Here is a 10,145-nt window from a genome sequence, read left to right as displayed (position 1 = left end):
GCGGCCACGAGTTCATGGACGTCCAGGTGGACCCTCAGCCAGCCGCCGGACCGGGGGCCTCGCCGATCGCGTCGGAACGCGGGGCTGGGCCGCTGGGCTTTAGCGGTGTCCGAGACCAGGCAGACGTGACGACGACGGGACTGACAACTCTGGGCAACGCCGAGTTCGGGGAAGGCCCGTCGGTGCCGCTGTTGCCATCGACCTGGGATTCAGAGCTCAAGGAATGACCGACGGGGCACTCAAGGAGTTCGTCGGACGGCGAAACAGAAACGCCGCCCGCTCGCGGACGGCGTTCCCGATATCGGGGTGGCTGACGGGACTCGAACCCGCGACAGCCAGGATCACAACCTGGTGCTCTACCAACTGAACTACAGCCACCATCGCCGCGCTGCCTTTGGAGCGTGTGCGGCTCGTAGATACTAACTGCTCGGGTGTCCCAGCGCCGAATCGGTTTCTGGTGAGTCGTCCTTCGGCGGACCGAGCTCGGCGGCGATCGCGGCAATATCGCTGGTAGACGGCCCGGGCTGGGGCACGAACGCGGTCGAGCGGTAGTACTTGAGTTCACGGATCGACTCGTGGATATCGGCAAGCGCGCGGTGTGCGAGCCCCTTCTCCGGCTGGCCGAAGTAGATCCGGGGGTACCAGCGCCGGCACAGTTCCTTGATCGAGCTGACGTCGATCATCCGGTAGTGCAGGTAATCGTCGAGCTTGGGCATGTCGCGGGCGATGAAGCCACGATCGGTGGCGATCGAGTTGCCGGCCAGGGGAGCGGCCTTGGCCTGCTTGACGTGCCCGCGGATGTAATCGAGCACCATCTCCTCGGCGGTGGCCACATCGACGGTCGACAACCGCACCTCTTCGATCAGTCCGGACCGGGTGTGCATCTGTTTGACCACGTCGACCATGGACGACAGGGCCTCATCGTCGGTGTGAATGACCACGTCCAGGCCGTCACCGAGGATGTTCAGGTCCGCGTCGGTGACCAGAACCGCAATCTCGATCAGGCGGTCGGACTTGAGGTCCAGGCCGGTCATCTCGCAGTCGATCCATACCAGTTCGTCTCGCACGAAGATCCACAGTATTCCTACACGTGACAACGAGCCGCCACACCCACCGCGCGCGCCGCCTGGCAAGTAGTGTCAGACCCCGATTGGCTCGTTCGCGAAAACTGGGAGGACCGCGGCATGACCACCGAATCGACAGCCACCCCCGCGCAGCAGATCGCTGCCGGTTACGCCGTCGAAGGCCAGGCGCTGGAGCTGGGAACCGTCGTCGTCGACGGCACCGTCGACCCGACCGCGCAGGTACGGATCCCGTTGGCCACGGTCAACCGGCACGGGCTGATCGCCGGCGCCACCGGCACCGGTAAGACCAAGACGCTGCAGGTGATCGCCGAGCAGTTGTCGGCGGCCGGCGTTCCGGTGGTGATGGCCGACGTCAAGGGGGACCTGTCCGGTCTCTCGGCCCAGGGTGCCACCGACGAGAAGGTCGAACAGCGGGCCAAGGACACCGGTGACACCTGGGCGCCGACGGCGTTCCCGGTCGAGTTCCTGTCGCTGGGCACCGAGGGCATCGGGGTTCCGGTGCGTGCCACGATCACCAGCTTCGGTCCGATTCTGCTGTCAAAGGTGTTGGGGCTCAACACGACTCAGGAGTCCACCCTCGGCCTGATCTTCCACTGGGCCGACCAGAAGGGGCTGCCCCTACTGGACATCAAGGACCTGCGGTCGGTGATCCAGTTCCTCACCAGCGATGAGGGTAAGCCCGAGCTCAAGGCGCTGGGCGCGGTGTCGACCACCACGGCGGGCGTCATCCTGCGGGCCCTGGTCAACCTGGAGGCCGAGGGCGCCGATTCGTTCTTCGGCGAACCCGAGCTGGAACCCAAGGATCTGCTTCGCACCGACGCGCAGGGCCGCGGCATCATCAGCCTGCTGGAGCTGGGGACCCAGGCCGCGCGGCCGGTGATGTTCTCCACCTTCCTGATGTGGGTGCTTGCCGACCTGTTCACGACGCTGCCCGAGGTAGGCGACGTCGACAAGCCGAAGTTGGTCTTCATCTTCGACGAGGCGCACCTGCTGTTCGCCGACGCTTCCAAGGCCTTCCTGGAGCAGGTCGAGCAGACGGTCAAGCTGATCCGGTCGAAGGGGGTCGGCGTGTTCTTCTGCACACAGCTGCCCACCGACGTGCCGAACGAGGTGCTGTCCCAGCTGGGTGCCCGGGTCCAGCATGCGTTGCGCGCCTTCACTCCCGACGATCAGAAGGCGCTGTCCAAGACGGTGCGCACCTACCCGAAGACCGATGTCTACGACCTGGAGAAGGCGCTGACCTCGTTGGGCATCGGCGAGGCGATCGTCACGGTGCTCTCGGAACGGGGCGCACCGACGCCGGTGGCCTGGACCCGGATGCGCGCGCCGCGGTCGTTGATGGACACCATCGGCCCCGAGGCGATCACCGCCGCGGCCAAGGCCAGCCCGCTGCAGGCCACCTACGGACAGACCGTCGACCGCGATTCGGCCTACGAGCGGCTGGCCGCCAAGCTGGCCCCGCCGCCGTCGCCGGAGGATCCGGGCGGCTTCGCCGGGGTCGAGGCGTCGGGCGACGTCGCGCCGATGCCGGCACCCGCGCAGCCCGAAGAACCGGGATTCTTCGACAAGATGATGGCCAGCCCGGCGTTCAAGAGCGCCATGCGTTCGGCGGGCACGGTCATCGGCCGTGAGATCACCCGCAGCATCTTCGGCACGGGCCGCCGCCGCTAGTCGAAGCGTTGAGATTGCACTGAGGGCTGTGGTTCGGCAAGAACCACAGCCCTCAGTGCAATCTCAAAACGGCGAAAGGCCTAGCCGCCGCCGAGCTTCTTGTAGACCGCGCCGACGATGGGCGTCACGATGGCCCGCGGCGCGTACCCGCTGGCCATCGACATGGCCTTGGACGTCACCCCGGGCACCACGCGCATCTTGTTCTTCTCCAGGCCGTCCAGCGACAGCTTGGCGGTGTATTCCGTTGAGATCCACAGGAAGTCGGGGATCAGCCGCTCGACCAAGGACTGCTCGGACTCGTCGGGAAGGTCGGTGCGCACCGGTCCGGGAGCCAGCACGGTCACATGCACGCCCGCACCCTTGAGCTCGCCGCGCAGCGACTCGCTGAACGTGTTGGCGAACGCCTTGGATGCGGCGTAGGTGGAGTTGTTGGGGATCGGCGAGTTGCCTGCGGCCGAACCGGAGATCAGGATGCCGCCGGAGCCGCGCTTGACCATCCCGGGCAGTACGGCCAGCACCAGATCGTGCACGCCGAGCACGTTCAGCTGCACCTGGGCCTTCTCGCCGGCCGGGTCGAGGTCGATGATCGGGCCGAAGGTCGCGGTGCCGGCGTTGGCGCACAGGATCGAGATCTCGCGCTGTGCCAGCTCGTCGCAGAGCGCGTCCCTGGCCGCCGGGTCGGTGAGATCGACGGCGCGCACCTCGACCGTCACGCCGTAGCGCTCCGTGAGGCGCTGCGCCAGTGAGGTCAGCACGTCCTCCCGCCGCGCGGTGATGATCAGGTGGTGACCACGGGCGGCGAGCTCGGTGGCCAACGCCTCGCCGATGTTCTGTGAGGCGCCGGTGACGACGGCGCGGGCATCCGGACTGGGTGCGGGTACTGGCATGGCGCCAATCCTAGAAGGAGCCGAAACCCATAGGGTGTCGGTCATGGCGAACACCAAGCGGACGCGGGTGCTCGCGTGGGCGCTGTGGGACTGCGGCGCGACGGGTCTGAACGCCATCGTCGTCACCTTTGTGTTCTCGGTGTACCTGACCGGAAGCGTCGGCTCGGATCTTCCCGGGGACACCACGCCGGCCAGCTGGCTCGGCCGGGCCATGACGGTCGCCGGCCTGGTGGTGGCCCTGCTCGCACCGGTGACCGGGGTCTGGGTCGACGACCCGGCCCGGCGGCGTCGGGTGCTGGCGATGATGACGGGTGCGGCCGTGGCGTTCACGTCGGCGATGACGCTGATCCGCGATGACCATCGCTATCTGCTGCCGGGACTGATCTTGTTGGCCTGCACCGCCGCCTGCAATGAGCTGGCCACGGTGCCCTACAACGCCATGCTGCGGCAGTTGTCCACACCGGAGACCTCGGGGCGGATCTCGGGGCTGGGCCTGGCGCTGGGGTACGCCGGCAGTGTGCTGCTGTTGCTGCTGGCCTACGTCGGGTTCATCGCCGGCGACGGCCCGACGCGAGGGCTGCTGGGCCTGTCGGCCGAGGACGGTCAGAACGTGCGCGCGGTGATGCTGCTCACCGCGGTCTGGTTCGTGTTGTTCGCCCTGCCGGTGTTCATCTTCGTGCCGAAGTCGACCGAGGCCGGCCCGGTCGATCGGGTCGGCCTGCTCGGCGCCTACCGCAAACTGTGGACCGAGATCCGCGGCGAGTGGCAACGCGACCACAACGTCGTCTATTACCTGCTGGCGAGCGCGGTGTTCCGCGACGGGCTGGCCGGTGTCTTCGCGTTCGGGGCGGTGCTCGGGGTCAACGTCTACGGCATCTCGGACGCCGACGTGCTGCTGTTCGGGATCAGTGCCTGTGTCGTCGCGGCGTTCGGAGCGGTCACCGGTGGCCAGCTGGACGACCGGGTGGGTTCCAAACCGGTGATCGTGGGATCACTGGTCTGCCTGATCGCCGTCGGCCTGGCCCTGCTGGCGTTGTCCGGGCCGGTGGCGTTCTGGGTGTGTGGATTGCTGCTGTGCCTGTTCATCGGGCCCACGCTGTCCTCGGCCCGCACCTTGATGCTGCGGATCACCGCGGACGGCAAGGAGGGCGTGGCGTTCGGGCTCTACACCACGGTCGGGCGGGCGGCCTCGTTCCTGGCGCCGTGGCTGTTCTTCACCTTCATCGATGTGTTCGGCACCGACCGCGCCGGCATGGGCGGGTTGTGCCTCGTGCTGGTGCTGGGTCTGGTCGGGATGCTGGCCGTGCGGGTGCCGGCACGAACGACCGGGCGTCCCGCGACGACTCCCTGACCGGCGACTTACTGGGTGCCGACGCAGATCGTGATGCCGGACCCGGTGCGGTGCTGGGTCTGTACGCCGTTGACGGTCACCGTGCACGCCACCTCTGGCCCGAAGTTCACCACGCTCACGCTGGCGGTCTCGGTCGCCGGTTGCGCCAGCTCGACCTGCTTGCTCCACGGCAGCGCGACGTTGAACTCCGTCTGGAACATGTTGCCGGTGTCCAGGTAGGTGATGTTGATGGCGCGTCCCTCGCCGGTGACCTCGTAGGTGACGGTCTCGGTCGGTCCGGGGGCGGTGGTGGCCGTCGGCGGAGCGGGGATGGGCACCGGGATGGGACGGGGCGAGCGGGACGTGGTGGTCGGCGGGGTCGGGGACGTGGTGAAGCCGGGCTCGGGAGTGACCGGCTGCGGTGCGACCACGGTTTCCTGGCGGGACCCGTTGGCGATCACCAGCGCGATCACCATGCCGAGGACGGCGAGGATCGCGACGCCGGCCAGGATCCACAGCCACAGCCGGGGCTCGCGGTTGTCTGGCTCGGGCGGCACCGGGGCGCCGGGCGGGGGAGAGCCCGCTCCGTACTGCCCGGTTGCGTTCGGGTCGTACCCGTAGGGAGGGTAGGTAGGCAGCTGTTGAGTGGGATTCGGCGCCGGAGGCAGCACCGGGTAGCCACCCTGATACGGCGGCTGGTTCGCGTACGCCGGATCTGGATAGTCCACGGGATAGCCGCTACCGAAAGATTGGGTCGGTTCGGACCCGTCGCGGCGTGGTGAATCGGTCATGCCCACCTCATGGCTGCGAGGGTACCTGTGCGGATGCTCAGTGCGCTGCGACCGAGGTAGCGGTGATCGGGCGGCGCGTTGATGCTGGAGAAGACGTCGGAGACGGACGGGAGGACGCGAAGTGACCGTGGATCGGCATGTGCGGGTGAATTACGGCGCGTCGTTGTCGCCGGACGCGACGGCATTCGCCCACTTGGTCGACGACGGCGGATACCCGCGCGCGGTGCAGCGGTTCCTGCGCGGGTGGCGGGCCAGCTCGTCCCGCGACGTCGAACTGCCCGTGGTCGGCCCCGTGACGAAGGTCATCCACTCTGCCGACGGTTACTGGCTGGCCTGCCAGGTCGCCCCCGAAGGCGGGACCCGCAGCCAGATCTGGGTGGTGACGACCGATCCCGACGACCGGGCCGCACGCCGCATCGATATCTGGCCGGCCGAGGCCGGCGAGGGCACCGCGGAATTGATCGGCTGGGACGGCACCCAGGTCGCGGCGATCCTGACCGGTGAGGACGGTGTCGGCAGTTCGTGCCTGATCGATCCAGCCACCGGGGACACCATGGTGATCGACCGCCGGTCGGGTGGCCGATTGGTCGACGCGTGGGCCGGCGCCTCGCTGGTGCGGGTCGGGCCGCGTGGCTACCAGGAGCTGATCATGCTGTGGGGGTTGACCGAAATCGCTTTGCTGCCATCGGATCCCGGCTCCACAACCGACGCCGGTGTGATTCTCGACGATCACACTCCGCGCCGGTTGCGCAGCGGACTCGAGGGTGAGACCACGCTGTATCACCCGGCGAGCCACTACGGTCCGGGCAGCACCGAAGGCTTTGTGCGGGCGCTGGTCCGCAGCGACAACGGCGCCGGGTATGCCCGTCTGCTCGAGGTCACCGTCACCGCCGAGGGCGTGTCCTACCACGTGGTCGCCCAGCGTCCCGGTTATGACCTCGACGAGTTCGTGGTCAGTGACGATCTGTCCACCGTCGCCCTGTTGTGGAACATCGACGGCCGCAGCGAATTGCAGATCCTGCAGTACGCCGACGAGACGTTGTCGGCGCCGATCCCGCTGCCGGGCCCGGTGGCGGGCGAGCTGAGTATCAGTGCGGGTGGCTCCATGGTGGCGCTGACCGTTCAGGGGCCGTCGCTGCCACGCACCGTCGAACTCGTCGACCCGCGGTCCCTGGAGTGGGAACGGATCGACCGCGAGCCCAGCCGGGGGCCGCTGACCTCGGAGCCGACCCTGGAGCGGATCACCGCACGCGACGGGCTGGAGCTCACCGGCTGGCTGTACCGGCCGGAGGAGGAGCCGCTGGGCGCGGTGATGTTTCTGCACGGCGGTCCGGAGGGGCAGGCCCGGCCGGAATACAACGAAATCTTCCCCGCCCTGCTGGATGCGGGGTTCGCGGTGCTGACGCCGAATGTGCGTGGTTCAGGGGGATTCGGGCGCGCATTCGTGCACGCCGATGACAAGGAACTGCGGTTCGCGGCGATCGACGACGTCGCCGATTGCGCCAAGTATCTGGTCGACCGCGGTATCGCGCCGGCCGACCGATTGGCGTGTACCGGCTGGTCCTATGGCGGCTATCTGACCCAGGCCGCGTTGGCCTTTCATCCGGACATGTTCGTGGCCGGCATCAGCATCTGCGGAATGAGCGATCTGAACAGCTTCTACCGCACCACTGAGCCGTGGATCGCGGCGGCGTCCTACCCCGAGTACGGCCATCCGGTGGCGGATCGCGATCTGCTGGAAGAGCTTTCGCCGTTGCCACGGGCCGATGCGGTGATCGCGCCGCTGCTGCTGGTGCACGGCGGCAACGACACCAACGTGCTGCCCGACGAATCGCGTCAGATGTACGACGCGCTGACGGCGCTGGGCCGCACCGTCGAACTGTTGATCTTCGAGGACGACGGACACGAGATCGCCAAGCGGGAAAACCGCGCGGTGCTGGTCGATGCCGCCACCCGGTGGCTGACCAAGGCGTTCAACGCCTAGTCGGACGAGGTGAGCGCCGCCAGCGTCATGCGGCGCAGCACCGCCCGTGAATGTGTCTTGGGCGCAGCGGGTCTCACGCTGTAGGGGGTCGAGTTCAGCAGGCCGAACGCGGCGTGGGCCATCACTCGGGCATCCTCTTCGGCCAGGTCCGGGTTCAGCCGCGTCAGGACCGTCACCCAGATCTCCACGTACTGCCGCTGAGCACGGCGCACCTGTCGTCTGGCGGTGTCGGGCAGATGGGCCAGGTCGCGGTCCTGGATGCGGATCAGATCGGATTCGCCGAAGACGAAGTCGAGGTGGAAGTCCACCAGGCTGTTCAACGTGTCCGCCGGGGATTCGTCGGCCGCGATGACCTCCTGTGCCCCGGCGAGCAGGCGGGTACTGATCCCGACCAGCAGCTCGACCAGCAACGCCTCCTTGTTCGGGAAGTGCCGGTAGATGGCCGGGCCGCTGATCCCGACGGCCGAGCCGATGTCCTCCAGGCGCACCGCGAGATACCCGCGTTCGGCCACCAGCCGTTCGGCGGCGGCGATCAACTGGCCACGGCGGTCGGACTTGGCCTTACTGCGACGCGTGACGGCGCTGTCGGACATGGCGCCTCCGGAGGGTAGACAACTCGGTTAATGAAAACTAACCTACCACCAGTTAGTTGTCATTAACTCAAATGGGAGCTGCCTTGTCATCGCATCGCGACGAGCATCTGGCGCTGGTTGAGCAATTGCGCACCAAGCTCGCCACCGCCGCCCTCGGCGGCCCCGAGCGGGCCCGCCAACGTCATGTCGACCGGGGTAAGCTGCTGCCCCGCGACCGCGTCGACGGCCTGCTCGACCCGGGCAGCCCGTTCCTGGAGATCGCCGCCCTGGCCGCCGACGGCATGTACGACGACGAATGCCCGGGCGCCGGCATGATCGCCGGCATCGGTCGGGTGTCGGGCCGGGAATGCCTGATCGTCGCCAACGACGCGACCGTCAAGGGCGGCACCTACTACCCGGTGACGGTCAAGAAACACCTGCGCGCGCAGGAGGTCGCGCTGCAGAACAAGCTGCCGTGCATCTACCTGGTCGACTCCGGCGGCGCGTTCCTGCCGCGTCAGGACGAGGTGTTCCCGGACCGCGAGCATTTCGGCCGGATCTTCTACAACCAGGCCACCATGAGTGCGCAGGGCATCGCGCAGATCGCCGCCGTACTCGGCTCGTGCACCGCCGGCGGGGCGTACGTGCCCGCGATGAGCGACGAGGCCGTCATCGTGCGCAACCAGGGCACGATCTTCCTCGGCGGGCCGCCGCTGGTGAAGGCCGCCACCGGTGAGGTGGTCACGGCAGAGGAACTCGGTGGCGGTGACCTGCACTCGAAGACCTCGGGGGTCACCGACCATCTGGCCCACGACGACCGCGACGCACTGCGGATCGTGCGCAACATCGTCGCCACCCTCGGCCCGGCCGAGGCGCCGCCGTGGGAGGTGGCACCCACCGTGGACGCCGTGGCCGATCAGAGCGAGCTGTACGACGTGGTTCCGGTGGACCCGCGCGTGCCCTACGACGTGCACGAGGTGATCACCCGCATCGTCGACGGCGGCGAGTTCAACGAGTTCAAGGCCGAATACGGCACCACGCTGGTCACCGGATTCGCCCGGATCCATGGCCACCCAGTCGGCATCGTCGCCAACAACGGCGTGCTGTTCGGCGAATCCGCGCTCAAGGGAGCACATTTCATCGAGCTGTGCGACAAGCGCAAGACGCCGCTGCTGTTCCTGCAGAACATCGCCGGTTTCATGGTCGGCCGCGACTACGAGGCCTCGGGAATCGCCAAGCACGGCGCCAAGATGGTCACCGCGGTGGCCTGCGCGCGCGTGCCGAAGCTGACCGTGGTGATCGGCGGCTCCTACGGTGCGGGCAACTACTCCATGTGCGGGCGGGCCTATTCGCCTCGCTTCCTGTGGATGTGGCCCAACGCCCGGATCTCGGTCATGGGCGGTGAGCAGGCGGCCTCGGTGCTGGCCACCGTCCGCGGCGACATGAGCCCCGAAGAGGAAGAACAGTTCAAGGCGCCGATCCGGGCCCAGTACGAGCACCAGGGCAATCCGTACTATTCGACGGCCCGGCTCTGGGACGACGGGGTCATCGACCCTGCGGACACCAGAACCGTGCTCGGCCTTGCCCTTTCGGTTGTCGGCCAGGCTCCGCTGGAGCCGGTCTCCTACGGCGTATTCCGGATGTGATGATGACCTCTTCCACGAGTTCCCCGAATTTCGACACCGTCCTCGTCGCCAACCGCGGCGAAATCGCGGTGCGGGTCATCCGCACCCTGCGGGCCATGGGCATCCGGTCGGTCGCGGTGTTCAGCGACGCCGACGCCGGGGCGCGTCACGTCGCCGAGGCCGACGTGGCGGTCCGGATC

The 10,145-nt window shown here is 67.8% G+C and carries 10 protein-coding genes and 1 tRNA gene; 6 read left to right on the top strand and 5 right to left on the bottom strand.

The window, feature by feature from the left end:
• Positions 1-227 (top strand): PPW family C-terminal domain-containing PPE protein (locus tag BN4332_RS33955; RefSeq protein WP_494337817.1); only part of this gene is annotated, 227 nt, incomplete at its 5' end.
• Positions 228-305: 78 nt separating this feature from the next.
• Here the strand turns inward: BN4332_RS33955 and BN4332_RS10860 are convergent.
• Together BN4332_RS10860 and orn are read right to left on the bottom strand one after the other, a co-directional pair.
• A tRNA-His gene (locus tag BN4332_RS10860) sits at positions 306-378 on the bottom strand.
• A 41-nt stretch (positions 379-419) separates the two neighbouring features.
• Complete coding sequence (orn, locus tag BN4332_RS10855) at positions 420-1,067, bottom strand: oligoribonuclease (protein ID WP_066898447.1); 648 nt, start codon at positions 1,065-1,067, stop codon at positions 420-422.
• Positions 1,068-1,184: 117 nt separating this feature from the next.
• Here orn and BN4332_RS10850 point away from each other — a divergent pair, with 117 nt between their 5' ends.
• Positions 1,185-2,756, top strand: a complete 1,572-nt coding sequence (locus BN4332_RS10850; protein ID WP_066898446.1) for a helicase HerA-like domain-containing protein — start codon at positions 1,185-1,187, stop codon at positions 2,754-2,756.
• Between the two features lie 80 nt (positions 2,757-2,836).
• Here BN4332_RS10850 and cmrA read toward each other — a convergent pair whose 3' ends face one another.
• Positions 2,837-3,643 (bottom strand): mycolate reductase, encoded by an 807-nt coding sequence (gene cmrA, locus BN4332_RS10845; protein WP_066898445.1) that lies wholly within the window; start codon positions 3,641-3,643, stop codon positions 2,837-2,839.
• A 43-nt stretch (positions 3,644-3,686) separates the two neighbouring features.
• Here cmrA and BN4332_RS10840 point away from each other — a divergent pair, with 43 nt between their 5' ends.
• The gene (locus BN4332_RS10840; protein WP_066898444.1) at positions 3,687-4,994 is read left to right on the top strand and encodes an MFS transporter; all 1,308 of its coding nucleotides are present in this window, start codon (positions 3,687-3,689) and stop codon (positions 4,992-4,994) included.
• A gap of 8 nt (positions 4,995-5,002) precedes the next feature.
• Here the strand turns inward: BN4332_RS10840 and BN4332_RS10835 are convergent, their stop codons facing one another.
• Positions 5,003-5,764: an MmpS family transport accessory protein gene (locus BN4332_RS10835; RefSeq protein WP_066898450.1), complete on the bottom strand. Its 762-nt coding sequence runs from the start codon at positions 5,762-5,764 to the stop codon at positions 5,003-5,005.
• A gap of 127 nt (positions 5,765-5,891) precedes the next feature.
• Here BN4332_RS10835 and BN4332_RS10830 point away from each other — a divergent pair, with 127 nt between their 5' ends.
• Complete coding sequence (locus BN4332_RS10830; protein ID WP_200820403.1) at positions 5,892-7,748, top strand: alpha/beta hydrolase family protein; 1,857 nt, start codon at positions 5,892-5,894, stop codon at positions 7,746-7,748.
• Here BN4332_RS10830 and BN4332_RS10825 read toward each other — a convergent pair.
• Complete coding sequence (locus BN4332_RS10825) at positions 7,745-8,341, bottom strand: SACE_7040 family transcriptional regulator (protein WP_066898443.1); 597 nt, start codon at positions 8,339-8,341, stop codon at positions 7,745-7,747. The genes BN4332_RS10830 and BN4332_RS10825 overlap by 4 nt on opposite strands.
• Positions 8,342-8,412: 71 nt before the next feature.
• Between BN4332_RS10825 and BN4332_RS10820 the strand changes: the two genes are divergently transcribed.
• Positions 8,413-9,966, top strand: coding sequence for a carboxyl transferase domain-containing protein (locus BN4332_RS10820; protein WP_066898442.1), 1,554 nt, complete (start codon positions 8,413-8,415; stop codon positions 9,964-9,966).
• 2 nt (positions 9,967-9,968) lie between these two features.
• Positions 9,969-10,145: biotin carboxylase N-terminal domain-containing protein (locus tag BN4332_RS34265; protein ID WP_435405192.1), on the top strand; the 177-nt coding region annotated here is incomplete at its 3' end.

Source organism: Mycolicibacterium houstonense (assembly GCF_900078665.2).
Lineage (GTDB): Bacteria > Actinomycetota > Actinomycetes > Mycobacteriales > Mycobacteriaceae > Mycobacterium > Mycobacterium houstonense.
This window is presented reverse-complemented; position numbering and strand designations above follow the sequence as displayed.

Coding starts and splice junctions, on each gene's coding strand:
- BN4332_RS10850 (WP_066898446.1), top strand. CDS start 1,185: ATGACCACCGAATCGACAGCCACCCCCGCGCAGCAGATCGCTGCCGGT.
- cmrA (WP_066898445.1), bottom strand. CDS start 3,643: ATGCCAGTACCCGCACCCAGTCCGGATGCCCGCGCCGTCGTCACCGGC.
- BN4332_RS10840 (WP_066898444.1), top strand. CDS start 3,687: ATGGCGAACACCAAGCGGACGCGGGTGCTCGCGTGGGCGCTGTGGGAC.
- BN4332_RS10835 (WP_066898450.1), bottom strand. CDS start 5,764: ATGACCGATTCACCACGCCGCGACGGGTCCGAACCGACCCAATCTTTC.
- BN4332_RS10825 (WP_066898443.1), bottom strand. CDS start 8,341: ATGTCCGACAGCGCCGTCACGCGTCGCAGTAAGGCCAAGTCCGACCGC.
- BN4332_RS10820 (WP_066898442.1), top strand. CDS start 8,413: ATGGGAGCTGCCTTGTCATCGCATCGCGACGAGCATCTGGCGCTGGTT.